We start from the raw sequence: 26170 nt of genomic DNA, 5'->3' as shown, positions 1-26170 counted from the left end.
TATCCCCCATAATAGCAAAAGCCCCGATTATACCGGGGCTTTTTCAGCGACAAAACGATTTACTCAGTTCGTCCACTTTGATCATCATTATCTGATTTATCCTGCGAAGCGTCATTTGCCGTTTCTTCAGGTGTATCATCACGAGAGGCTTCAGCAGACTTCGCTTTTTCTTGAGCTGCAAGCTCCTGTTCAACCCAACCCGCAGGCTCCCGGATCTCAGGCTTACGATCCATCAAGTCATCAATCTGACCTGCATCAATGGTCTCATATTTCATCAATGCATCTTTCATCGAATGCATGATATCCATATTATCCAACAGGATCTTTTTCGCTCTCTCGTAATTTCGATCAATAATTTTACGAATTTCATCATCGATCAGTTTCGCGGTATCGTCAGACATGTGTTTGGTTTTCGTAACACTTCGTCCCAGAAAAACTTCACCCTCTTCTTCGGTATATAGAAGCGGACCTAATTTTTCGGAAAATCCCCACTGGGTCACCATCTTACGAGCAATATCTGTTGCACGCTCAATATCATTTGATGCCCCGGTTGATACTTTGTCTGCACCATAAATTAATTCTTCCGCCAGACGTCCGCCATAGAGACTGGAAATCATTGATTCCAGATGTTGCCGAGACATACTAATGCGATCTTGCTCCGGTAGGTACATCGTAACCCCTAAAGCACGTCCACGCGGAATAATCGACACTTTATAAACGGGATCATGCTCAGGTACTAAACGACCGACAATCGCGTGTCCAGCTTCATGATATGCGGTTGAAGCTTTTGTATCTTCTGACATAACCATCGAACGCCGTTCGGCACCCATCATGATTTTGTCTTTCGCGAGTTCAAACTCAACCATCGAGACATTGCGTTTGTTTCCCCGTGCGGCAAACAACGCAGCTTCATTGACTAAGTTAGCCAAATCGGCACCAGAGAAACCTGGCGTACCACGGGCAATCAGTGAAGCATTAACATCGTTAGACGTCGGAACTTTACGCATGTGAACTTTCAGAATCTGTTCACGACCACGGATATCCGGTAGCCCAACCACAACCTGACGGTCAAAACGTCCGGGACGCAGTAATGCTGGGTCTAAAACATCCGGGCGGTTAGTCGCCGCAATAACAATGATGCCTTCATGCCCTTCAAAACCATCCATTTCAACCAGCATTTGGTTCAATGTTTGTTCACGTTCATCGTGTCCACCGCCGACACCAGCACCACGTTGACGTCCGACAGCATCAATTTCATCAATGAAGATAATACAAGGAGAAGCTTTCTTGGCCTGCTCAAACATATCTCTGACCCGGGAAGCACCGACCCCGACAAACATTTCGACAAAATCTGAACCTGAGATCGTAAAAAACGGTACTTTCGCCTCTCCGGCAATCGCCTTGGCTAATAGGGTCTTACCTGTACCCGGAGGACCAACCATCAAAACCCCAGTTGGTATTTTCCCACCCAGTTTCTGGAAACGGCTCGGATCACGCAGATAATCGACCAGCTCTTTAACATCTTCTTTTGCTTCATCACAACCGGCAACATCACCAAATGTGGTTTTAATTTGCTCTTCAGTCATCATGCGAGCTTTGCTCTTACCGAACGACATGGCACCTTTGCCACCACCGCCCTGCATCTGACGCATAAAGAAGATCCAGACCCCGATTAATAAAATCATGGGGAACCAAGAAATGAATATTGTGCCTAGCAAGCTTTGTTCTTCAGGAGGCGTCCCCTGAACTTTGACATTCTGATTGATCAGATCATCAAGTAACTTCTGATCGTATACTGGCATGTATGTGACGTAACGAGAGCTACTGCCTCGGCGAGTAAAGGTAATCTCACTATCTTTGAATTGAGCTTCCTGAATTTGCCCCTGACCCACTTCTTTTACAAAAGTGGTATAGTCAACCGCCCTGCCACTATTATCTCCAGGGCCAAAGCTCTGAAATACGGACATTAAGACAACGGCGATAACCAGCCATAATATTAGATTTTTTGCCATGTCACTCAAGGTGTAAGCCTCGCGATAACTAGTTGTAATTAAAGGTAGGGTACTACAGATTATAGTATGTCGCTACCGTATCGACAGCGCCTGAACCCCGTAAATGGTTACCCTTTGTAACCAGTTGCTACAATGTAGACTTCCCGAGAGCGTGCTCTCGATGAGTCTGGTTTTCTTATTTTTACCACTTTAAACAGTGACCGGACATCTTTCACGTATTGCTCAAAGCCTTCTCCCTGAAAGACCTTGACAATAAAACTACCATTCTCAGCGAGCACTTGTCGACACATGTCGAGTGCCAATTCTACCAAATACATCGCTCTGGGCTGATCAACGGATAAATTTCCGGCCATATTCGGTGCCATATCAGACATCACGACATCGACAAGGTTCGGAGAAATTCTATCGAGTAATGTATTTAAAACCGTCTCTTCCCGGAAATCCCCCTGGAGAAAGGCAACACCAGCAATAGAATCCATCGGTAGAATGTCGCATGCAATCACCTGCCCCGAATCCCCGACGACATTAGCAGCATATTGAGACCATCCGCCTGGAGCGGCTCCCAAATCAACCACGGTCATTCCCGGTTTGAGCAGTTTATCTTTCCCTTGAATTTCTTCTAGTTTGAAGATAGCACGAGAACGATAACCTTTCTTCTTTGCATCATTTACATATTTATCATCAAAATGCTCTTTCAGCCATCGGCCTGAGCTTGCAGAGTGCTTATTTTTACTCATTTCTGTTCCAATACAAATCACTTCACCAGATAAACAAGAGACGGAAGGTGTGGTCATCTTCCATAGATGGCGCTAAAATAGTTGTTTTCAACCCTAATATAGTAAATTAAATTGGCTGCATCATGAACCTAAGCACAAAACAAAAACAGCATTTAAAGGGCTTAGCCCACCATTTGAAACCCATCGTTCTTATGGGCGCAAATGGCCTGACAGAAGCCGTGCTTGCAGAGATCGAAATTGCACTGAATCATCACGAATTAATCAAAGTCAAAGTTGTGTCAGAAGATCGGGAAACCAAGCAGCTGATTATTGACGCAATTATTCGCGAAACGGGTGCGGAAAAAATCCAAACCATTGGCAAAGTGTTGGTGTTATACCGTCCTTCAGAACAAAAAAGAATTGAGATACCTAGAAAGTAAAAAAAGCCGCTGAAGCGGCTTTTTTACTACATCCAAACAGAATACCGATTCATGATCAGTTTTATTTATACTCAACTTTATCGATATCAAACGTTTTTTCACCACCCGGAGTCACGATCGTCACTTCATCGCCTTCGATCTTACCAATCAGTCCGCGGGCAATCGGAGAACTCACTGAAATACGGCCAGCTTTGATGTCAGCTTCATCATCACCGACAATTTGGTAGCTTTTTTCTTCATCGGTCTCTACATCTATCAGAGTGACCGTAGACCCAAAAATAATTTTACCTGAATTATCAAGCTTCGTAACATCAATCACTTGAGCAACAGAGAGTTTATACTCAATATCGCGAATTTGAGCCTCACAGATACCCTGTTCTTCCCGGGCAGCATGATATTCTGCATTTTCCTTCAGATCTCCCAGTTCACGAGCTTCAGCAATCGCCTGTGAAATCTTTGGTCTTAATTTCAGAAGTCGGTCAAGCTCTTCACGAAGGAGTTGCTCGCCACGAACCGTCATTGGAACTTTTTCCATTTTATACCTCGAAACCAAAGTTATCTTTGGACAAAACAAAACTACCCAATCCCGAGGATTAGGTAGCTTTTCATTCAAATTGATTGTCTCAGTGTAAACAAAGTTGGTAGCGAAATCATCTAAATTCAAGATCTCTATTTAGAAATCTTGGATATCACTAAATTAGTACGCTGAACCACACAGATAAAAAATTGATCCATGCCACAAACTATTATTCTAAATATGAAGCAAAAGTCGTAAAAAAAAATAAATATAGATCAAATTTTTCAAGTAATGGAACTTTGCTTTTTAACAAAAAAATCCTTTAAGAACATAGTTTTGATATTTATTTACATCCCTAAAAACGTCGTTCACTACGTTGATTTATATCATTTTACTAACTTCGCCCCACCTTTGCATGTACAACTAGATTACGAGAAAGGCGAAAAGTTCAATGTTTCATAACTTTTTTATTATGTTGCATTGTACGGATTCGCATCACAGATGATGGACGATAGTCGCTCGGATACCTCGCTTAACAGGTCAGACCGATTATGTTCTTCAACGTTTATGGACAGTAAATTTAGGATTAACAAGATGAAAAAAACTCTGATCGCTCTTGCAGTGGCAGGTGCTGCAGTGGCAACTGGCGTGAACGCTGGTGAACTATACAACCAAGACGGCACATCCCTAACGATGAAAGGACGTGTCGAAGGCATTCTTTCTCTGAAAGATGGCGATGCATCAGATAAATCTCGTACTCGTCTGGGTTTCTTAGGTAAACAAGAAATCAATGATAACCTGTACGGCTTAGGTTACTTCGAAGGTCAATTTACCTCTCAAGATGGTTCTGTAGACGGTTCTAAAAGTGTAAATAAAGAAAACGGTACTTTTGAAAGCCGTTATACTTATGCGGGTCTGGGTGGTACATACGGCCTAGTTACTTATGGTAAACAAGATGGTGTTCTGACTCCGCTGTCTGATTTTACTGACATCATGTCATATCACGGTGACAGTTCAGTTAAAAAACTGACTGTACTTGATCGTGTTGATAACCAATTAAAATATGCTGGTTCATTTGATAATCTGAATGTATTTGCAGAATACCGTTTTGCAGATCGCTCTGACGAAGACCAGAATGGTGGTGTTTACACAGACAACAAACAAGATGGTTATGGTCTGTCAGCAACTTATGCACTGGCTGACATCGGTGTTGACCTAGGTTTAGGTTATGGCGCACAAGACGATGACAATCAAATCGTTGCAACAGTTGCTTATACACTGAATGACCTGTATCTGTCTGCATTGTACAGCCACATCGACTACGATGCAGCTGGTGCTGATAACTATGACGGTTACGAAGTTGCCGCTTCTTACACCATTGACAAAACTAAGCTGATTGCCACATATAACTACGGTAAAACAAACGACACCAGCGTTAATAACCTGGCATTAGAAGTTGCTTACTACTTCCAGCCAAATTTCCGCAGCTATGTATCTTATAACCTAAACATGCTTGATAAAGGCGATACATACAAAGATGCTGGCAATCTAAAAACTGTTAGCGATGCTGGCGAACAGGATGAGATGGTTGTAGGTCTACGCTACGACTTCTAATCTGAACCAGATTTAAGATCCTTAAAACGCCCGCGCTAGCGGGCGTTTTTTTATCTGGTTATACTAATGACATAACATGATTATATTGGGTTGTTTTGTGCTTCGGACGCTTCTGGTTACTATTGCTTGTTTTATTCTGACTGCTGAGTTATGTGCAGCTCAGGCGACCCCTTATGCCCATCTGCTCCCACCGACGAGCAGAACCGCCCTCCTCGTAGAACAATTGGATACATCCCTGCGAGAAATCGATACAGGCAGTCAGTCATTCTATCCTCCCGCCAGTACGATGAAACTGATTACTGCGCTGGCTGCTAAATTAGAGCTGGGAGATCAATTTCGCTTTAAGACCTTATTAGGTAAAGCAGATCATGACTTGGTTCTCCATTTTAGTGGCGATCCACAGCTCACGACCGATGATTTAAAACATATGTTCACGATGCTGAAACAGCAGGGCATCAAAAAAATTGAGGGTAACTTGTGGCTCGATAATACGTTGTTTAGCGGCTACGAAAGAGCAGTCGGCTGGCCGTGGGATATTCTGGGAGTATGCTATAGCGCCCCGTCGAGTGTCATTGTGTTAGATGAAAACTGTGTCCCCGGCTCAATTTATACGCAAAAGGACGGTCATACTCGCGTTTATATACCGGAGCAATATCCCGTTCACGTATCAACTCAGGCCAAAACGGTTTCATTACAAGAACAAAAACAGCAGCTTTGCGATCTTGAGCTACGCAGCAATCATGAAAACAATTACCGCTTGTCCGGATGTCTGGTTCAGCGCAGTTCACCACTCCCCTTAAAATTTGCGCTCCAAAATACCAGCCTTTACGCGACACGTATCGTTTACAGAATTCTCAATCAATTGGGCATCACGCTTACTGGAGATGTGCTCGTCGGGCGACCGCCGAAACCGCTGCAACAAGTCTTGGCTCACCATGAATCGAAACCTCTCGTTGAGTTACTGGATACCATGCTGAAAGAGTCAGATAACCTGATCGCCAATAATGTCACTAAAACCTTGGGACACAAATTTTTTGTTCAGGCTGGCAGCTTTGCCAATGGGACGGAAGCCATCAAACAGATCTTATATGCGAAAGCTGGTATTGACCTCAAAAGCGCACAACTGGTTGATGGTTCAGGGTTATCGCGTAATAACCGGATGACAGCCAATCAGATGGCTGATGTTTTGCGGTATATCTGGCAACATGACACATCCCTGCATCTGATTGGTTTACTACCGGTTGCGGGTCAAAGTGGCACACTGAAATACCGCAAAAGCATGCGCTCTTCGGTTGTGAAAGGTCATTTAAGTGCCAAAAGCGGTTCTCTATATGGCAGTTATAATATGGCGGGATACGGACTGGATAAAAAAGGTCAGCCTCAGGTGCTCTTTGTTCAGTTTGTCACGGACTACTTTCCGGATGATAAGGAAGAAACCGTGCAGGCACCATCACAGCTAGAGCAGTTTGAAGAAAAACTATATCGGGATATCATTCAAATGAGCCAGCAAAAACAATCTTATTTATCCAGTATCAAATGACATATCCGGAATCCAATAAAGCCTGAATCATCAGGCTTTATTGGGAGCAAGACCTTACTTACTGAAGATATCTTACTGAATCGTCACGCGGGCAAACTTCCGCTTGCCAACCTGAAGTACATAGGTGCCATTGTCAGGAATCCATTTGGTATCTTCAACTTTCTCTCCAGCGGCTTTGACTGCCCCTTGACGAATCATTCGCATAGCGTCCGATGTTGAACCAACCAGAGCGGCATCCTTCAACATATTGCTGATCGCGATACCGGATGAAAACGTGAATTCAGGCATCTCGTCAGGAATGGCGCCTTTTTGGAAACGTGCAATAAATTCTTGCTCTGCACCATCAGCGGCTGCTTCGTCATGGAAACGTGCAATGATTTCTTTCGCCAGCAAGATTTTAATATCCCGGGGATTCTTGCCCGCAGCAACGTCATCCTTAAACTGCTGAATTTCAGTCAATGGGCGGAAAGATAACAGATCGTAATAACTCCACATCAGCTCATCCGAAATCGACATGATTTTGCCAAACATTTCTTCAGGCGCTTCGTTTATACCGATATAGTTATGCGCTGATTTTGACATTTTTTTCTCGCCGTCCAGACCGACGAGTAGTGGCATCATCAGTACAACCTGTGGTTTTTGACCATTTGCTTTTTGCAGCTCACGTCCCATCAGCAGATTAAATTTCTGATCCGTTCCACCGAGTTCAACATCCGTTTCCATCGCCACAGAATCGTAACCTTGCAGTAGCGGGTACATGAATTCATGAATCGCAATCGGCTGACCACTACTGTAACGCTTTTTAAAATCGTCCCGTTCTAACATACGCGCAACGGTCTGATTGGCAGCTAAACGCAGCATTCCCTCAGCACCTAACTCCGAAAGCCACTCGGAATTAAACTGAATTTTCGTTTTTGCAGGATCAAGAATTTTAAACACCTGCTCTTTATAGGTTTCAGCATTGCGAATCACATCTTCGCGTGTCAGCGGTGGACGTGTGGTATTTTTTCCTGTCGGGTCACCGACCATCCCCGTAAAATCACCAATCAGGAACGTCACTTCATGACCTAATTCCTGAAAAGCACGTAACTTATTCAAAATGACAGTATGACCTAAATGAATATCCGGTGCGGTTGGATCAGCACCCAGCTTAATTCTTAACGGACGGCCTTCTTTTAGTTTTGCTATCAGTTCCTCTTCAGGAATCAACTCTTCAACACCGCGCTTGATTTCAGCTAATGCGGTTTCAATTGTTGCCATTCTCGTTCGCTCCCACAAATTTGGCAGAAATATATTAGTTAGGTATATTACTTGAATAGCGATGCATTTTGAAACCAGTTAAACTATTGTTCTAAGGATTTTATGAACCATCGGTAAAACGCTGTCTATATGTTGTCTATTTTTGCTCGCCTGCCACGATTACATCAAACACTGATTGGGTGTTTCTCCGCTTTAATCGTGATTGCTATTTTTTTCCTGCCCAATCCGAAAGAACTTCAAGGAAAAGAAAAACAACTCGAAATCGGTCGTCATTATCCACTCTCTATAAATGCAGAAGCGCTTTCTCCCGGTATCGCGATTCCTCCGACAGCAACCCTTCGTTGGGAACAATATCAGGTAAAATCTGGGGAAAGTGCAGCCGTTTTATTTCAGCGTATTGGACTCTCGTCACGTCTCCTGTATCAATTAACCGCCAGTGATCCAGAAATCAAACAACAACTCACCCGACTTCGTCCCGGCGATGAACTCAGTTTCGGCTTTGACGAAAATGATCAACTTGTGCAACTGCGGCGTAGTCTCTCGACCTATGAAGCATTGATGATTACCCGATCAGAGAATGGCTTCACCGCGAAACTGGATAAAAAAGAAGTCCACTATCAGTATAATTATGCGGAAGCCCAAATTACTTCTAACTTCTGGAATGCAGCGGTCAATGCTGGATTAACGCCGAACCAGATTATGGAACTGGCCGGTATTTTTGGTTGGGATGTCGACTTTGCCTTAGATATTCGTCAAGGTGATACATTTAGCCTGCTCTATCAGGAAGCCGTGGTCGAAGGCGAAATTGTCGGTAAGGGTAATATTATTGCGGCTACGTTTACCAACCAAGGCACGACATTTAAAGCGATCATCAACGATGATAATGGTGATTATTATGATGAGAATGGACGGGCGATGAAAAAAGCATTTTTGCGTTCTCCGCTCGATTTTCGGCGGGTCTCATCGAACTTCAACCCACGCAGACTTCATCCGGTGACCGGAAGAGTCAGGCCCCATCGCGGTACGGATTATGTAGCACCAGTCGGAACCCCCATTTGGGCTGCCGGTGATGGTGTCGTCGTCAAATCGAGTTATAACCGCTTCAACGGTAATTATGTTTTTATCAAACACAGCAATACCTACATGACCAAATACCTTCACCTGAAACGTCGATATGTAAAAACCGGGCAACGGGTGAAACAAGGGCAAAAAATCGGGGCTTTGGGCGGCACAGGCCGAGTTACCGGGCCACATTTGCACTACGAATTTTTAGTCCACGGTGTACACAAAAACCCGAGAACAGTGTCGCTCCCGCAATCGGCATCACTCAAAGGGCAAGCCAAACAAACTTTTATTGCCAATGCAAAAATCAGATTGCAACAGCTGGAACGCTTCAGCCATCTGATGTATGCCAAACGTTAAGGCACGACTATATTGCACAACCATTGCTGAGTTTGTGCGATGAAACGGCATCATCGGGTAAATTATCAGGACCGGAACACATCCATGTCGGCTCGAGTACAACGACCCGACATGGTTTATCAGGAAGGAATAGACTCAGACACTAAACGAGGCACCACAACCACAAGTGGTTGTTGCATTAGGGTTATTAACAAAAAAGCGAGAACCTTCAAGTCCTTCGGTATAATCGACTTCACCACCAATCAGATATTGCAGACTCATCGGATCAACCACCAATGTGACCCCACAATTTTCAATTGTCATATCCCCGTCATTCACATTTTCATCAAATGTAAATCCATATTGAAAACCGCTACATCCCCCTCCGGTAATGTAAACCCGAAGTTTTAATTCCTGATTTTCTTCTTCGGCAATTAACGCTTTAACTCGCTTCGCTGCCGCATCAGAAAACGTCAGCGGTATACTTAAATCACTCACAACGACCTCTCTCATGCTTTGATATCTCTTGCTAACATAGTTTCAGTCAACAGAACCTCAGTCAACATTGTTGCATGAGATATACTTCATTATCTGTATTGATTATCTAATACCTGACTGAACCGTTCAAGTATTCCCCCCATGCATCAGACCAACTTTCTTTCTCAGACGACAATGACCACCCAACCGCGCCCATAACATGGTAGTCTATGTTATTCAAAATATTGAAATCATTCTGAGTAAGGAAGTCAAATCGGCTGAACAGGCACTCATGAGTCATCGCCCTGTTCATCTCTTGGCGTTTCAGGAAAAAATCGAAAAAAATATTTCTCTTCGAATAATGAATAGTACAATGCTTGCCAAGTTGGTCCAACCACTCAAAAGAGGATAATTTCCATGACCAAATCATCTGATCTATATCAACAGGCACAGACCACCATTCCCGGTGGTGTCAATTCGCCAGTACGCGCCTTTAACGGTGTCGGTGGCACGCCGATTTTTATCGACAGAGCGGACGGTCCATTCGTTTTTGATGTTGATGGCAGAGCGTACATCGACTACGTCGGTTCATGGGGGCCAATGATTCTGGGTCATAATCACGCGGTGATTCGTGAGTCGGTGATTGGTGCGGTACAAAAAGGATTAAGTTTCGGCGCTCCGACGGAACAAGAAATCGCCATTGCAGAGCTGGTTTCACAATTAGTACCATCAATGGAACAGTTACGCATGGTCAATTCGGGGACAGAAGCAACCATGAGCGCCATCCGTCTGGCACGCGGATATACAGGCCGCGATAAAATTATCAAATTTGAAGGATGTTATCACGGTCATGCAGACAGTCTTTTGGTCAAAGCCGGGTCTGGCGCACTCACCCTCGGTCAGCCAAGCTCTCCCGGAGTACCGGCTGACTTTGCCAAATACACATTGACGGCTCGTTTTAATGACCTCGATTCAGTCCAAGCGCTATTCGACGCTAATCAAGACGAAATCGCCTGTATTATTGTTGAACCGGTCGCCGGTAACATGAACTGTATTCCACCGGTGGAAGGCTTCCTTGAAGGACTCAGAACCCTCTGTGATGAGAATGGTGCCCTACTGATTTTTGATGAAGTCATGACGGGGTTTCGGGTTGCTCTGGGGGGCGCTCAGGCACACTATAACATTCAGCCTGACTTAACGACCTTGGGTAAGGTTATTGGTGGCGGAATGCCCGTCGGTGCTTTTGGTGGCCGTAAAGACATCATGCAACATATCGCGCCCACCGGCCCCGTTTATCAGGCCGGAACACTGTCAGGAAACCCAGTCGCAATGGCTGCCGGTTATGCCTGTCTCAGCCTGCTCAAAGAAGAAGGTAACGAAAAACGCCTCGCATCAAAAACGAAGCAGCTTGCAGATGGTTTTAAATTTTTTGCCGACAAACATGGCATTCCACTGCTGGTTCATCAGGTCGGCGGAATGTTTGGCTTTTTCTTCACCGATCAACCACAAGTCACTTGCTATGAAGAGGTCGCCCGCTGTGATGTTGAGAAATTTAAACGCTTCTTCCATCTGATGCTTGATCACGGTGTCTATATGGCGCCATCCGCTTTTGAGGCCAGTTTCACCTCGCTGGCACATTCCTCTCAGGAAATTGAAGCTACATTAGAAGCCGTGGATCGCAGCTTTGCCATGATGGCAAACGACTAAGCGATTTACATCATAGTTAAGATTTGGGCGCGCCTCACCGGAGCGCCTTTTCTTTATCTGCTTTGACGATAAAAAACCCGGTCAGGCACAATTTCTGGCAGAGGTTTACCATTTCTAACATGACGATGATTGATAACAACCCGAATTATCGTCATGATACATGTCCATCATTGAAATATGAGTCATCGAAGGTAGAAACAACGTGAATACCATCCCCAGTCATCGAGTGATTATCGCGGCATTACTTGTTGCAGCGATTGCCTGTTATCTGCTCATTGAGCCCTACATTAATTCGATTGTGTTGGCTTTTATTATTTCTTTACTGATTTATCCGCTCCATCAATATCTGGAGCAAAAGCTGAATCCCTACAAGAATGTTGCTTCATTCCTGTCCTGCGTCATTCTGACTTTTATTATCGTGCTGCCACTATTATTGGTGTTTGGCGCAATCGCGCAACAAGGGGCTCGCTTCTCGCAAACGCTTTATCAGTGGGTGACTCACGGTGGCGTACAGGAAATTTTCAATCATCCTTGGGTGGTCAAAGCAATGGACTTTGCCAATACCTACCTACCATTTGATACCATCGATCCCGCCGCAATTGCCGAACGAGTTGCCAAGATGTCCAGTCAGGCAGGAACTCAGCTCGTTGGTGTCAGCGCGAAACTCGTTGGCGATGCCACAGCATTCATCATGGATTTTTTCCTGATGCTCTTTGTGCTGTTTTTCCTGTTACGCGATTATGAAAAAATCATCACAACATTACGCCATGTCCTCCCGCTGTCCCGCAGCCAAGAAGATCGGCTGCTGGAGGAAATCGAAAAAGTGTCTAAATCCGCAGTCATGGGCTCCTTTCTGACTGCACTGGCGCAGGGCGTTGCCGGTGGTATCGGGATGTGGCTTGCAGGTTTCCCCGGTCTGTTCTGGGGGACGATGATCGGCTTTGCCTCTTTTATTCCGATTGTCGGTACGGCATTGATCTGGATGCCAGCCTGTGCTTATCTGCTACTGACCAACGATATTTCTTGGGGAATCTTTCTCATGATCTGGAGTATCGTGGTTGTCGGTTCAATTGATAATTTACTGCGACCTTTCCTGATGCAGGGAAGCTCGGGCATGAATACGCTGATGATCTTTTTCTCACTGCTTGGCGGTATTCACCTGTTCGGTCTGATGGGATTGATATACGGCCCTTTGATCTTTGCAATCACCATTGTGCTGTTCAATATCTATGAAGAAGAGTTCCAGTCATTTCTGAACCGACAAGATAACAGTTAAATGACTTCAAGCTATCCACAGATTATGAGAAAATCGCGCCTCTTCTTGTGATACCGAATATAGAGCACAGTCATGTCGAGCGAATATTTCTCAGTCCAGAATTCAGCCCCCAGTCAAATTGCTGAACGCCAATTAGACTATTTTCAGGGAAAACATCTACTGGTTGCCGGTGAAATCGAAGACCAGTTTCCCCTGCAATTACGACAGACCTGTCAGTCCGTCTCCATCTTTACCACGCACTACGGTTATTATCGGCAGATAGCAGATAATCCTCATATTACGGGTTATTTTGGCGCAACATTAAGCGAGGACTGCCACGCCGATATGCTATTGCTCTACTGGCCAAAAGCGAAACAAGAAGCAGAATACCTGCTGGCCATGCTCATGACTAAACTTGGCCCGGGAACTGAAATTGTTGTGGTCGGCGAAAATCGCTCCGGTATAAAAAGCGTGGAAAAGTTATTCGAGCCTTACGGCATTATCCGAAAGTATGATGCGGCACGTCGTTGCTCTTTCTACTGGGGAGAATGCAGCCAGACACCAGCGCAGTTCAATATGCAAGACTGGTTTAAAACTTACACGGTCAATTACCGGCAAAAAGACATCATCATCAAGAGTCTGCCCGGCGTGTTCAGCCATGGAGAATTAGATATCGGTAGTCAGCTATTGTTAGATAATCTATCCGATATACGGGGAGACGTCTTGGATTTTGGCTGCGGTGCCGGTGTCATTGGGACTGTGATTGCCGCACAATATCCGGCAGTCACCCTATCGATGTGTGATGTCAGCGCACTAGCCATTGAATCCAGTAAAGCGACGCTGGCGGCTAACGGGCTGAGTGGCCATGTTTTCCCGTCAGATATCTATTCAGATGTGACCGAACGTTACGATCATTTGATCAGCAACCCACCATTTCATTCCGGGCTGGGAACCAGCTACCATGCCAGCGAGACCTTCCTGAACCAGTCTCCCCACTATTTGAAACCACGAGGCAAATTATCAATTGTCGCCAACAGTTTCCTCAAGTATCCCCCGCTGATTGAACAGGCGTTGGGTCACTGTGACACGCTAGCTAAAACCAATAAGTTTGCCATTTATCAAGCCACACAATGATGGGATACATACCGGAATAAAAAACGTTACGACGTCTCATGTTCGACAGTATCAACGGAGCCCCGGGCCTAGCAGGGCGTTTTCTTTGCACAAAAAAACCTGCCCGGACTCGGGCAGGTTTTATTCATCACAATCAATGGATCAGGTGGCTTATTTCGCAGTCACGAATTCAGGATAAGCACCGACACCACAATCGTGCATGTCCATCCCTTCCATCTCTTCTTCTTCTGTCACCCGAATTCCCATTGTTGCTTTGAGGATACCCCAAACAATCAGACTGGTACCAAATACCCAACCAAAGATAACAACTGCACCTAATAACTGAGAACCAAATGATGCCTCCGCGTTGCTGATTGGCACAGCCATCAGACCAAACAGACCACAAACACCATGAACAGAGATTGCACCCACTGGATCATCGATTTTCACTTTATCCAATGCAACAATCGAGAAGACCACAATCACACCGGCAACAGCACCAATTGCAACCGAGTACATGGGTGACGGAGAAAGAGGATCCGCTGTAATCGCAACTAAACCAGCCAACGCACCGTTCAGGACCATGGTCAAATCCGCTTTACCCCAAGTTGTTTTACAGACTAACAATGCGGCTAATGCACCGGCTGACGCTGCAGCATTGGTATTCAAGAAGATCTTACCAACCGCTGACGCATTGGCAGCATCCGAAATCATTAACTGTGATCCGCCGTTGAAACCAAACCACCCGAACCACAAGATAAAGGTTCCCAGTGTTGCCAACGGCATGTTTGAACCCGGAATCGGATGAACTTCACCATTTTTACCATATTTGCCTTTGCGTGCACCCAGTAGCAAAACACCCGCTAAAGCTGCTGCTGCACCAGCCATATGAACAATCCCTGAACCGGCAAAGTCACTGAAATGAGCAGCAGAAAGGAAACCACCGCCCCATGTCCAGTAACCTTCAACAGGATAGATGAAACCAGTCAGAACAACAGAGAAGATCAAGAATGCCCACAGTTTCATTCGCTCAGCCACTGCGCCAGAGACAACGGACATTGCTGTTGCAACGAACACAACTTGGAAGAAGAAATCTGATTCTAAAGAGTGGTCTGCATCTGCTGCCTGAGAGCCGATCAATCCACCAAATGAAGGCAACCAGCCCCCTTTGGTATTATCAACATACATGATGTGATAGCCGACGATGAGATATAACGTACAAGCAATCGCATACAGTACAAAGTTTTTCGTCAGAATTTCAGTGGTATTCTTTGAACGAACCAGACCAGATTCCAGCATTGCAAATCCAGCAGCCATCCACATGACCAATGCGCCCGAAATGAGGAAGTAAAAGGTATCCAGCGCGTAACGTAACTCCGTTACAGTTACTGATAATTCCATAATAGTCTCTCCAATCCTTAGAATCTTTTAAAGTGCTTCTGAATCTGTTTCACCAGTGCGGATTCGTACCGCTTGGCTCAGATCATAAACAAAAATCTTACCATCACCGATTTTGCCTGTGTGTGCTGCTTTAATGATGGCTTCAACGACACGGTCAACATTGTCTCCCTGTGTTGCGATTTCAAGTTTAACTTTCGGTAGAAAATCAACCTGATACTCAGCGCCACGATAAAGCTCGGTATGGCCTTTCTGACGACCGAATCCCTTTACTTCTGAGACGGTCATTCCCTCGATCCCCACATCAGATAAGGCCTCACGGACATCGTCTAATTTAAAAGGTTTTATAATTGCGTTAATTAATTTCATGGCGTCCTCTCTCGAGCTGTACTCCGGTTACACACATTAAATCCAAGGTACGTGCCAACTTTTTAACTAATTGATTTTAATCAACAAAAATAACAATAAGGAGATTTGGAGATAAATAACGCACCAGTTTCGTGCAATAATTTCACAAAAATAAGGCGAATTTTGAAAACCTCACCACGGCTGTGCAAGGTAAAAGAATTTGTTCTCAGAGAACATCATTGATTCGGGAGGAAGCAGATTAATTTTGCGTGAATTGTTGCCACTGTATGAGCATCGATTCAAAATCATCAAGACCACAAGTCGCGATACTTTCACTCTCATATAGAGAAAATTCATCTTCAAAATCATGATGATCCGAATGTGTCAGGATATTTTCAAAAATCGTCACTTCGCCTTCCAAAACCTTCAGTGATATTTCTCTGCCAAACCAGACCTGCTCAGTGAAATCATCTTGATATGCGGATTGCAGCAACTGTAAAACCTGCTCAATGATTGTGCGATCCGTACCCATTTCATCTTCAAGAAGACGAGAAATAACCCCGTGTTCCATATTAAACGCAGCGTAATACTCACCTAATAACATATTTTTTCTGAATTCAAATTCCATCGTACCGAGATTCATTGAGACACATTCAAACCGATGCCTAGTATATACGGAAGTCATCTAAGATGCAGGCATCATCATCCTGTCTGCGTATGTTCACTGACGATGCGATCAGGCTGACAACACAAGATGACCTGAAGGAGGAGAGGAGATTTCTGATAAAAAAATCCCTCCATGCGGAGGGATTTATCTCGATTCAAAAGGAACAGACCCTATGCTGGCTCTTGGAAAATCACGGTATCTGCTTTTTCGGTATACTGATTCATCTTATGGAAGTTCAGATAACGATAGGTATCCGCAGCCGTCGCATCAATTTTCGCAGCATACTCAAGATACTCTTGCGTAGTCGGAATGCGTCCTAAGATTGCACCCACGGCTGACAGCTCCGCAGAAGCAAGGAAAACATTCGCACCGGCACCGAGACGATTCGGGAAATTACGTGTAGAAGTCGACATCACGGTGGATTTATCTGCGACCCGGGCTTGGTTACCCATACACAGCGAACATCCCGGTGTTTCGATCCGCACCCCGGCACGGCCAAAAATACCGTAATAACCTTCTTCAACCAGTTGGTCTTTATCCATTTTGGTTGGTGGTGCCACCCATAAGCGGGTTTCTAACTGTCCGGTATAATTATCCAGCAGTTTACCGGCTGCACGGAAGTGACCGATGTTCGTCATACAAGAACCGATAAAGACTTCATCAATCGGAGTTCCCTGAACTTCAGACAACAAACGGGCGTCATCCGGATCGTTCGGCGCACACAAAATCGGTTCATTGATATCATCCAAATCGATTTCTAAGACATGCGCATAATCAGCATTGTCATCAGCACGCATCAACTCCGGTTTATCGAGCCACTCTTGCATCGCACGAACACGGCGCTCAATGGTCCGGATATCACCATAACCTTCCGAAGCCATCCACTTGAGCATCACAATATTCGACTGCAGATACTCTTCAATCGATTCTTGAGACAGTTTAACGGTACAACCCGCCGCACTACGCTCTGCAGACGCATCCGATAACTCAAATGCTTGCTCAACGGTTAAATGTTCTAACCCTTCAATTTCGAGGATTCGACCCGAGAATTCATTGATCTTACCGGATTTCTCAACCGTAAGCAGACCATCTTGAATCGCAAAATAAGGAATCGCATGTACCAAATCACGCAGCGTAATCCCCGGTTTCATCTTGCCTTTAAAACGCACCAAGACCGATTCAGGCATATCCAATGGCATCACACCGGTTGCAGCAGCAAATGCCACCAGCCCCGATCCGGCAGGGAAAGAAATCCCCAGAGGGAAACGCGTATGCGAGTCACCACCAGTACCAACCGTATCCGGCAACAACATGCGGTTCAACCATGAGTGGATAATACCATCGCCCGGACGAAGTGAAACACCGCCACGATTCATAATGAAGTCAGGTAGGGTGTGGTGAGTGTTCACGTCAACAGGCTTCGGATAAGCCGATGTATGACAGAATGACTGCATCACCAAATCAGCCGAGAAGCCGAGACACGCCAAATCTTTTAGTTCATCACGCGTCATCGGGCCTGTGGTATCTTGCGATCCGACGGTGGTCATCTTCGGCTCACAGTAAGTACCGGGACGAACGCCCTCAACACCGCAGGCTTTACCTACCATTTTCTGCGCCAGAGTAAAGCCTTTACCGCTATCTTTTACCGGCGCCGGGCGACGGAAAACATCTGACGGTTCAAGGCCAAGGGATTCACGCGCTTTATCGGTCAGACCACGGCCGATAATCAACGGAATCCGGCCACCGGCACGCACTTCATCAATCAGCACACCGGTTTTCAGTTTGAATTCAGCCAATACTTTATCTGTATCATGCTCGCAAACCTTGCCTTCATACGGGTAAATATCAATCACATCGCCCATATTCAGCTTGGAAACATCCACTTCAATCGGCAATGCGCCTGCATCTTCCATGGTGTTAAAGAAAATCGGAGCAATCTTACCACCCAGAACATAACCACCGGCACGCTTATTCGGTACATAAGGGATATCGTCCCCCATAAACCACAGCACGGAGTTTGTCGCTGACTTGCGTGAAGAACCGGTTCCCACAACATCACCGACATAAGCCAGCGGGTAGCCTTTTTCTTTCAAAGCATCAATTTGTTTAACAGGGCCAACATTGCCCGCATCATCCGGTTCGATCCCTTCACGCTCATTTTTCAGCATAGCTAAAGCATGAACCGGAATATCAGGACGAGACCAGGCATCCGGTGCCGGAGACAAATCATCGGTGTTGGTTTCGCCACTCACCTTAAATACAGTGAGCGTGACCTTTTCAGGCATACTCGATTTAGACAGGAACCATTCTGCATCGGCCCAGGATTGGAGCACCTGCTGAGCATAGGTATTGCCAGCTTTCGCTTTTTCTTCAACATCATAGAAAGCATCAAACATCAGCAGAGTATGAGACAAAGCCTTGGCCGCTGTCGGCGCTAATGCTTCGTCATCAAGAAAAGAGATCAGGGGTTCAATATTGTATCCGCCTTGCATCGTTCCGAGCAGTTCAGCTGCTTTGACCCGGTCAACCAACGGAGAGGTCACTTCTCCTTTTGCGACAGCAGCAAGAAAACCGGCTTTCACATAAGCGGCTTCATCAACACCGGGGGGAATACGATTTTCAAGCAGATCAAGAATGAAGGCTTCTTCTCCTTGCGGAGGAGACTTTAATAACTCGACCAGACCAGAAACTTGTTCAGCATCCAGAGGTTTAGGGACAACCCCTTCAGCAGCACGCTCTTCGACGTGTTTACGATAGGCTTCAAGCACGACTTTTTCCTCTCATTGCGGTTCATTCACTTTATTATAGCTATAGGAACGAACGTCCTTGGAAACTTGGCACTCCGTGCAGAGACAAACTCAAATTATCTTAGCCGTGGAGGCCAAACGGTTGATGCAGAATAGCAAACTTACTCATAAATGGAAATGTATACTCTTTGACCCACGCAGCAACTTCTGACGAAATATTTCATCGAGATTTCAAGCCTGACGCAAAAACACTTCGCGGCTCAAAAGTACGGCTGAAAAACCGACCATTCATGGTCTTTTCAGCCGTACGTAGAGCGATAGATAATGCAACTGAATATAATCGCCCTTATTTCATATTTTCGTTGATGAAAATCCTACCATTCGAAAATCTTTTTCAGCCAGCGTAAAGGCTTATCATTTTCTTCACACCGCTGTTTCCAGGTATGATCTGCATCCCACACCGGGAGTTTGAATTTATCATCACAATCGAGGCTCAATGCTCCACGGCGATCTTTATCAAATCCAATCATGGTGATGCCCTGTGGCCAGGGTAAATGCAAGACCTTCGGCACACGTTTTTGCAGATAATCAGCATACACACGTAAGGCCCCGCTCGCACCGGTTAATCCGGTTGATTGGTTATCATCCCGGCCAACCCAGATCGTCGTGACTTCACGACCATCGACACCGACAAACCAACTATCCCGATAGTCATTCGTCGTCCCGGTTTTCCCGGCAAGCATCGCCCAGGAAAAACGATTTTGCAGATACCGGCCGGTGCCTTCAATCACCCCTCGTTTCATGGCATAGGTTGTCAGCCATGCGGCCTGCTGTGAAACCGCCTGTGTACTTTTAGGAATCGACTGATAGAGCAAGTTACCATCCAGATCCATCACCGAACGTAATGCCGACAATTTTGCTTTTCGCCCGGAGTTAGTCAGCGTCTGATACATTTGTGCCACTTCTATCGGGGTGAGCGAGAACGCGCCTAAAAACATTGAAGGCACCGGACGAATTTCTTGCCCGTCAACCCCGAGAGCCACCAATGTATCACTCACTTGAGGAATCCCCAGTGTCATCCCTAACCGAATCGTCGGAATATTGATAGATTTTGCCAAAGCAAGATACAGAGGGACTTCGCCACGGAACTGGTGATCAAAATTCTGTGGTGTCCAGACATCTCCCCGATCCGATTTCAAACTCATCGGCTGATCATCTAACGTTGTCGCCAGATTATACTTGTCAGGGGCTTTCAATGCCGTCAGATAGACTGCCGGTTTCACCAGCGAGCCGATTTGACGCCGGCCATTCAGCACTCGATTGAAACCATCGAATCCAATTCGGACCCCGCCGACCATTGCCCGGATTTCGCCACTTTGACGATCCACCGCAATTGCAGCAGCTTCCAGACCTTTCCCTAACTGAGGCACTTTCTTTTGTACCGCGTTTTCAAGCTCAGACTGAGAGACCGGATCCAGCGTGGTGAATACTCTCAATCCTTTGTCGGATTTAAAGCGCTCCCCCACTTTATCTTTCAATTCAATTGCCAGTTGCTGAAAATAAGCCGGTTGACGTCGGGCAATATGCGGATTTTTCTGCACATCTAACGGGCGTTCTACCGCCTGAGCATACTGTCTTGCCGTCAGAATATCTTGCTGAAGCATCAGCTTGAGTACCAAATCACGCCGCTCTCTGGCACGCTCGGGGTAACGAACCGGATTATAGTAAGATGGCCCTTTCACCATACCAACGAGCAACGCCAGTTGATCAATTCTCAGCTCTTGCAGTGGCTGACCGAAATATAGCCGGGATGCCAAACCAAATCCATGTACCTCTTCGGCACCATTCTGGCCGAGGTACACCTCATTCAGGTAAGCCTCAAGAATGCGATCTTTACTGAAACGATAATCGATGATCAGCGCCATATACGCTTCTTGCAGCTTTCTCACCAACGTTCTCTGGCTGGAAAGGAAAATATTTTTTGCTAACTGTTGGGTGAGGGTACTCCCCCCCTGCACTGTGCGTCCGGCACGAACATTCGCGACCAACGCTCTCAGAATGGCGAACGGTGAAACCCCTTCATGCTGATAAAAATGCCGGTCTTCCGTCGCCAGCAACGCATCAATCATCACTTCCGGAAATTGCTCCCGACGTAAAAATAACCGCTGTTCGGTAATGTTTTTCTCCAGCATCCCCAACATCTTCGGTTCCAGACGTAAGAAACCGATATCCTGATGTTTGTCCAATGACTGAATTCGGGTCAAACCATCATCGTTAAAATAAAGCATCACATGCCGATCCGGTTCGGGGCCGTCGGCAAACTCGAAAGGACGACGAATCAGTTCGATTTTAGTGGAAGATGCTGAATACTCGCCGGCATAACGCGGCCGGGCGACCTTGCGGTAATTCAAGATATCCAGCTCATGTCGCAACCCGTCCAGACTGATATCATCACCGGGAGACATCGATAAGATTCGGGCATAAACAACGGTAGGCAGATCAAAAAGTTGGCCCTCAAACTTTTCACTCACGAGATTATTGAGATACACCCCATAGAATCCAATCACGATGGCAAGGGTAAGACCGATTTTCCACCCGATACGCCACAGTTTACCAAACCACCCGGTGCGTTTAGCGGCCGTTTTGTGACTCGAACTCTCTGCTTGTTTTGTTCCGGCTTGTTTTGCCCCGGAGACACGACGATCAGAACGTCGTCTCTTCTGCTGATTTTTTTGACTACTCATTGAATTAATTATCGCTTTGTTTCTATCTCTGGTCTGAATGACGGGCAACTTGCGCTGCCATCTCACCGGTTCGCAGCTATGTTACCTGATGTGTTGGTGCATGAACATGATTGGAGATTGTTCATCTTGTGTACTAAGCCCATGGTTTAATGTCAATTTGAACAGCTTGGTTTGACACAATATTAACAACGACAACATGTTTACTGACATCCTTGACACTCAGCTCGCAATGACTGCACGCCCCGCCAAGCGCTCAGGCAGACCAAAAGAGGCCTATAAATATTTTTTGATCTTTCTGGTTGGTTGATGATGAGCCGGATCATCCGGCCACGGATGCTTCGGATACCGCCCCTTCATCTCTTTTTGTACCTCACGATAAGCGCCCTGCCAAAAAGCCGCCAAATCCCGGGTGATTTGCAGCGGCCTTTGTGCCGGTGACAATAATTCAAGTACCAGAGCAATTTTACCGTGTGCAATGAGTGGTGACGCCTGTTCTCCGAACATTTCCTGTAATTTCACCGCCAGCACCGGGGCATGTCCGGGCTGATAACGGATCGGATAGCGAGAGCCGGTCGGCACCACATAATGAGTGGGCAACGCCTGGTCGAGTTGCTGTTTCACGTTCCAGCCGATACGCGCTTCAAGTGCAGCGACTAAATCAAGCTGCGCTAACGCTTTTAAGGTTTTCATCCCGGTCATATAAGGCAGTAACCACTGCTCTGCTTCAGCCAGCAACGTCTCTTCATCCATATCAGGAACGCCCAATTCGGGTAACCACTCCCGGGCACACTGAGCCCGGTTCAGCAGTGATTGTGCACTTGCGTGCCAGGGTAAAATCGCTAACCCCTGACGAACCACGGCATTGAGCAATGCTTCGGCAGCTCTTGCCGGATCGGGTTCTCCCAGCGATTGACGCACCAAGATCAGCTGCCCGCAACACAGATGCTTTTCTGCGGTCAGTCGTCCTTTGTTATCATCCCAGTCAAGCCATTCCCGCCACTCAAATAAATGCGGCAGTGCTTGTTGCAACATCGTTTGATCCGCACGGACCGCAGAAAAAATCCGACTATCGCCCTGTTGTGTTTTAACAATATCAGCCACCACCAATAACGGCTCATCTGCCAGTGGTTCATCGGGCATCATCATGGCTCCCTGGCCATTGGCTAACCGATAACGGCTTGCCTGACCACGAGATAAAGCAATGCGGTCAGGAAATCCGGCAGCCAGCAACGGCGCCACCCATTCGGGGAGGATTTTATGTGGCATAGAAACCGGTTCAAGTTTGGCGAACAATTGTTTGGCACGCTTCAAATATATGGGACAACGTGGCAGGGCCCCACTTTCGATGAGATGCAATTGGAACAGCAAATCAGGATGAGCATTGCCCCGCGGCGGCTCTTCAAGCAATGCCACCAGCATGGCTGCTGTTGCAGCAACGGAAATCCCTTGTTGCTTGGCACGCCATAGCATCGCCCCATAGCGGGGCGCGACGCCAAGCAGGGTCATCGCTGTTCCCATCTCCGTCAGCCGCCCATCTTGTTCCAGAGCCCCCAACCGGAACAATAATGCACGGGCTTGTTTCAGGGCTGCCTCAGGCGGGCAGTCTAGCCAGTTTAAATCTAATGGTGAACGGCATCCCCACTGAGCCAGTTCCATCGCAAGAGAGGTGAGATCAGACCGTAAAATTTCCGGTTGTTGTGCCGCCGGTTGCCGGGCCAGCATCTCTTCACTGTAAAGACGCAGGCAAACGCCGGGCGCTAGCCGACCGGCACGTCCGGCCCGCTGCTCAGCCGAAGCACGAGAGATGCGTACCGATTCCAGCCGACTAATACCGGTTTTCGGGTCCCACTGCGCGAGCCGTTCAAGACCACAGTCAACCACCATGCGAATCCCTTCAATGGTCAGACTGGTTTCCGCAATATTGGTTGCCAGCACGACTTTGCGTTTTCCCGTCGGTGCAGGCGCAATGGCCTGTTGTTGTTGCTGTACCGACAATTGTCCATACAACGGACAGATCAACACCTCCGCCCCCAACTGCCCCTCAAGCTGTTGAGCAAGGCGTTGAATCTCGCCAGCCCCGGGCAAAAACACCAACATCGATCCCGGCTCCCGGGCCAGTAAAGCTGTAATCTCTTTTGTTGCGGTCTCAATCAACCGAGAGCCGGTTGCAAGCTTTTTGTACGCCAGTGTGACCGGATAGCTGCGCCCTTCAGATTCAAGATAACTTGCTGCCGGTAAGATACGCTGCAATGCTTCCCCATCGAGCGTCGCGGACATAATCAACAATTTAAGGTCGTCGCGCAGCGCTTCCTGCACTTCCAACGCCAGTGCCAGCGAAATATCCGCATCTAAGTTACGCTCATGAAACTCATCAAAGATCAGTAACTCAATCCCGGTCAGTTCCGGGTCTTGTTGCAGCATCCGGGTCATCACCCCTTCGGTCACAATTTCCAGTCGTGTCTGAGGACTGACCCGCGTCTCTCCGCGCACCCGAAGCCCGATCGTCTCTCCGACAGACTCCCCCAGCTGTGAGGCCAGATACCCGGCGATATTCCGTGCAGCGAGTCTGCGCGGTTCCAGCATAATGATCTTGCCAGTCACCTCGCCCTGCTGAAGTAGCGCCAATGGCAAACGTGTCGATTTTCCGGCTCCGGGCGGGGCTTTCAAGATCACTTGAGGACAATCCGCAATCGCTGCCAATAATTCAGCCATGACGGCATCAATGGGTAACTGAGATAACGCTGACGATTGTGACAAAACATCATCCTTATGATTAAATGAGGGAAATATTGTAACGAAAAAACCAATATAAATGCAGTTTGATCCCCCGTTAAGTGCCGCTGTTCTGCTCAAACGTTACAAACGTTTTCTGGCCGATATTCAATTACCTGATGGCACGACCACCACCATCCACTGTGCAAATACCGGTGCAATGACTGGCTGTGCAACCCCCGGAGATACGGTCTGGTTTTCCCGCTCAGATAATCCGAAACGCAAATATCCTTACAGTTGGGAGCTCACCGAAACAGCCCACGGACATCAGATCTGTGTCAATACGATGCGAGCCAATACACTGGCCTGCGAAGCGATACAATCGGGTGTCATCGAAGAACTCCAAGGGTATGACACCTTACGGACCGAGGTGAAATACGGCCAAGAGAACAGCCGGATCGATATTCACCTCAGTGCCGCCTCCCGGCCGGACTGTTACATTGAAGTAAAAAGTGTCACGTTACTTGAGTATTCTCCCCTAGATGCCAAGCCATCCGGTCAGGGATACTTTCCGGATGCGGTCACGACCCGGGGACAAAAACACCTCCGGGAACTGATTGAGGTTGCCCGAAATGGAAAACGGGCCATACTTTTATTTACTGTATTACACTCAGGGATTGAAAAAGTCTCGGCCGCCCTCCATATAGACGCAACTTATGCACGTTTGTTGGAAGAAGCACAAAAGGAAGGCGTGGAGGTCCTGTGCTACAAAGCAGCGCTCTCCAAATATGAGATGCAACTTGTATCAAAGATAGAATGGATCAATGAATCGATAAAATGTTGATATTGTCTGCACATTGATAACAAGTTTACAACGAGTGTTTGCCACCCCCTTTTCTTTCTGGTATAGATACCCGCCTTAAGTAGACTGCTCTCGCAGTTGACTAGGTGTTAGTAGGAGATGCTGTATGACAGAATCCAAAAAAAAATCGCTAGGCATCCTAGCCATCGCAGGTGTTGAGCCATATCAGGAACAACCGGGTGAAGAATATATGTCACCGGGCCAGATTGCTCATTTTACAAAGATTTTACAAGCTTGGCGTAACCAACTCCGAGAAGAAGTTGAACGGACTGTCCATCATATGCAGGACGAAGCAGCAAATTTCCCGGATCCTGTGGATCGTGCATCTCAGGAAGAAGAGTTCAGCCTAGAACTGCGCAACCGAGATAGAGAGCGTCGTTTAATCAAGAAAATCGAAAAGACCCTGAACAAGATTGAAGAAGAAGACTTCGGTTTCTGTGAATCTTGTGGCGTTGAAATCGGTATTCGTCGTCTTGAGGCGCGTCCAACCGCCGATTTATGCATTGACTGCAAAACGCTTGCAGAAATGAAAGAAAGACAGATGCAAGGTTAAGCGAGTTCACATCTTATGAAAAACAAACAAGGGAGCTGATGCTCCCTTGTTTGTTTTTCTTTTCCGGTTCAAAATACGGCGATATTT

20 protein-coding genes are annotated in these 26170 nt (G+C 46.6%); 9 read left to right on the top strand and 11 right to left on the bottom strand.

The genetic code is table 11. The features are described from left to right. Window positions 1-59: 59 nt before the first annotated feature. Together ftsH and rlmE are read right to left on the bottom strand one after the other, a co-directional pair. Window positions 60-2021, bottom strand: coding sequence for an ATP-dependent zinc metalloprotease FtsH (ftsH, locus tag OCV37_RS02830; RefSeq protein ID WP_051680271.1), 1962 nt, complete (start codon window positions 2019-2021; stop codon window positions 60-62). A gap of 98 nt (window positions 2022-2119) precedes the next feature. After that, window positions 2120-2749, bottom strand: a complete 630-nt coding sequence (rlmE, locus tag OCV37_RS02825; protein WP_038178273.1) for a 23S rRNA (uridine(2552)-2'-O)-methyltransferase RlmE — start codon at window positions 2747-2749, stop codon at window positions 2120-2122. Between the two features lie 122 nt (window positions 2750-2871). Between rlmE and yhbY the strand changes: the two genes are divergently transcribed. Then, entirely contained in the window at window positions 2872-3168 is a 297-nt protein-coding gene (yhbY, locus tag OCV37_RS02820; protein WP_038178137.1) for a ribosome assembly RNA-binding protein YhbY, read from the top strand. Window positions 3169-3229: 61 nt separating this feature from the next. Here the strand turns inward: yhbY and greA are convergent, their stop codons facing one another. Then, window positions 3230-3703: a transcription elongation factor GreA gene (gene greA / locus OCV37_RS02815; protein ID WP_038178138.1), complete on the bottom strand. Its 474-nt coding sequence runs from the start codon at window positions 3701-3703 to the stop codon at window positions 3230-3232. 576 nt (window positions 3704-4279) lie between these two features. Here greA and OCV37_RS02810 point away from each other — a divergent pair. Both OCV37_RS02810 and dacB read left to right on the top strand, forming a co-directional pair. Continuing rightward, complete coding sequence (locus OCV37_RS02810; RefSeq protein WP_261888116.1) at window positions 4280-5299, top strand: porin; 1020 nt, start codon at window positions 4280-4282, stop codon at window positions 5297-5299. A gap of 76 nt (window positions 5300-5375) precedes the next feature. After that, window positions 5376-6839 carry a serine-type D-Ala-D-Ala carboxypeptidase gene (dacB, locus tag OCV37_RS02805; protein WP_038178140.1) on the top strand — a complete coding sequence of 488 codons (1464 nt, stop codon included), beginning with the start codon at window positions 5376-5378 and terminating at the stop codon, window positions 6837-6839. A gap of 72 nt (window positions 6840-6911) precedes the next feature. Here dacB and tyrS read toward each other — a convergent pair whose 3' ends face one another. Further along, window positions 6912-8099 carry a tyrosine--tRNA ligase gene (gene tyrS / locus OCV37_RS02800; RefSeq protein ID WP_038178141.1) on the bottom strand — a complete coding sequence of 396 codons (1188 nt, stop codon included), beginning with the start codon at window positions 8097-8099 and terminating at the stop codon, window positions 6912-6914. 129 nt (window positions 8100-8228) lie between these two features. Between tyrS and OCV37_RS02795 the strand changes: the two genes are divergently transcribed. Next, the gene (locus tag OCV37_RS02795) at window positions 8229-9521 is read left to right on the top strand and encodes a peptidoglycan DD-metalloendopeptidase family protein (RefSeq protein WP_038178143.1); all 1293 of its coding nucleotides are present in this window, start codon (window positions 8229-8231) and stop codon (window positions 9519-9521) included. Between the two features lie 135 nt (window positions 9522-9656). On the opposite strand, the gene erpA is transcribed toward OCV37_RS02795, so the two are convergent. Further along, window positions 9657-9998 (bottom strand): iron-sulfur cluster insertion protein ErpA, encoded by a 342-nt coding sequence (erpA, locus tag OCV37_RS02790; RefSeq protein ID WP_038178274.1) that lies wholly within the window; start codon window positions 9996-9998, stop codon window positions 9657-9659. A 396-nt stretch (window positions 9999-10394) separates the two neighbouring features. Here erpA and hemL point away from each other — a divergent pair, with 396 nt between their 5' ends. The 3 genes from hemL (at window position 10395) to rsmC (ending at window position 14073) form a co-directional block, all read left to right on the top strand. Further along, window positions 10395-11684, top strand: coding sequence for a glutamate-1-semialdehyde 2,1-aminomutase (gene hemL, locus OCV37_RS02785; RefSeq protein WP_038178146.1), 1290 nt, complete (start codon window positions 10395-10397; stop codon window positions 11682-11684). Between the two features lie 202 nt (window positions 11685-11886). After that, entirely contained in the window at window positions 11887-12960 is a 1074-nt protein-coding gene (locus OCV37_RS02780; protein ID WP_038178148.1) for an AI-2E family transporter, read from the top strand. A 72-nt stretch (window positions 12961-13032) separates the two neighbouring features. Beyond that, window positions 13033-14073: a 16S rRNA (guanine(1207)-N(2))-methyltransferase RsmC gene (gene rsmC, locus OCV37_RS02775; RefSeq protein WP_038178149.1), complete on the top strand. Its 1041-nt coding sequence runs from the start codon at window positions 13033-13035 to the stop codon at window positions 14071-14073. A 150-nt stretch (window positions 14074-14223) separates the two neighbouring features. On the opposite strand, the gene OCV37_RS02770 is transcribed toward rsmC, so the two are convergent. The 6 genes from OCV37_RS02770 to hrpB all read right to left on the bottom strand — a co-directional run bounded on the left by OCV37_RS02770 (window position 14224) and on the right by hrpB (window position 24713). Next, window positions 14224-15453, bottom strand: coding sequence for an ammonium transporter (locus tag OCV37_RS02770; protein ID WP_038178151.1), 1230 nt, complete (start codon window positions 15451-15453; stop codon window positions 14224-14226). A gap of 27 nt (window positions 15454-15480) precedes the next feature. Further along, window positions 15481-15819: a P-II family nitrogen regulator gene (glnK, locus tag OCV37_RS02765; RefSeq protein ID WP_038178152.1), complete on the bottom strand. Its 339-nt coding sequence runs from the start codon at window positions 15817-15819 to the stop codon at window positions 15481-15483. 238 nt (window positions 15820-16057) lie between these two features. Continuing rightward, the gene (locus OCV37_RS02760; protein ID WP_038178275.1) at window positions 16058-16426 is read right to left on the bottom strand and encodes a YacL family protein; all 369 of its coding nucleotides are present in this window, start codon (window positions 16424-16426) and stop codon (window positions 16058-16060) included. Between the two features lie 209 nt (window positions 16427-16635). Next, on the bottom strand, window positions 16636-19233 hold the full coding sequence (gene acnB, locus OCV37_RS02755; protein WP_038178154.1) for a bifunctional aconitate hydratase 2/2-methylisocitrate dehydratase: 2598 nt from the start codon (window positions 19231-19233) through the stop codon (window positions 16636-16638). A 353-nt stretch (window positions 19234-19586) separates the two neighbouring features. Continuing rightward, the gene (gene mrcB, locus OCV37_RS02750) at window positions 19587-21956 is read right to left on the bottom strand and encodes a penicillin-binding protein 1B (protein ID WP_038178155.1); all 2370 of its coding nucleotides are present in this window, start codon (window positions 21954-21956) and stop codon (window positions 19587-19589) included. A 273-nt stretch (window positions 21957-22229) separates the two neighbouring features. Next, entirely contained in the window at window positions 22230-24713 is a 2484-nt protein-coding gene (gene hrpB / locus OCV37_RS02745; protein WP_261888115.1) for an ATP-dependent helicase HrpB, read from the bottom strand. Window positions 24714-24768: 55 nt separating this feature from the next. On the opposite strand from hrpB, the gene sfsA reads away from it, so the two are divergent. Both sfsA and dksA read left to right on the top strand, forming a co-directional pair. Beyond that, complete coding sequence (gene sfsA, locus OCV37_RS02740; protein WP_038178156.1) at window positions 24769-25512, top strand: DNA/RNA nuclease SfsA; 744 nt, start codon at window positions 24769-24771, stop codon at window positions 25510-25512. A 124-nt stretch (window positions 25513-25636) separates the two neighbouring features. Further along, window positions 25637-26083: an RNA polymerase-binding protein DksA gene (gene dksA, locus OCV37_RS02735; RefSeq protein WP_038178158.1), complete on the top strand. Its 447-nt coding sequence runs from the start codon at window positions 25637-25639 to the stop codon at window positions 26081-26083. Window positions 26084-26170: the final 87 nt, after the last annotated feature.

This window comes from Vibrio rhizosphaerae, assembly GCF_024347095.1.
Classification (GTDB): domain Bacteria; phylum Pseudomonadota; class Gammaproteobacteria; order Enterobacterales; family Vibrionaceae; genus Vibrio; species Vibrio rhizosphaerae.
This window is presented reverse-complemented; position numbering and strand designations above follow the sequence as displayed.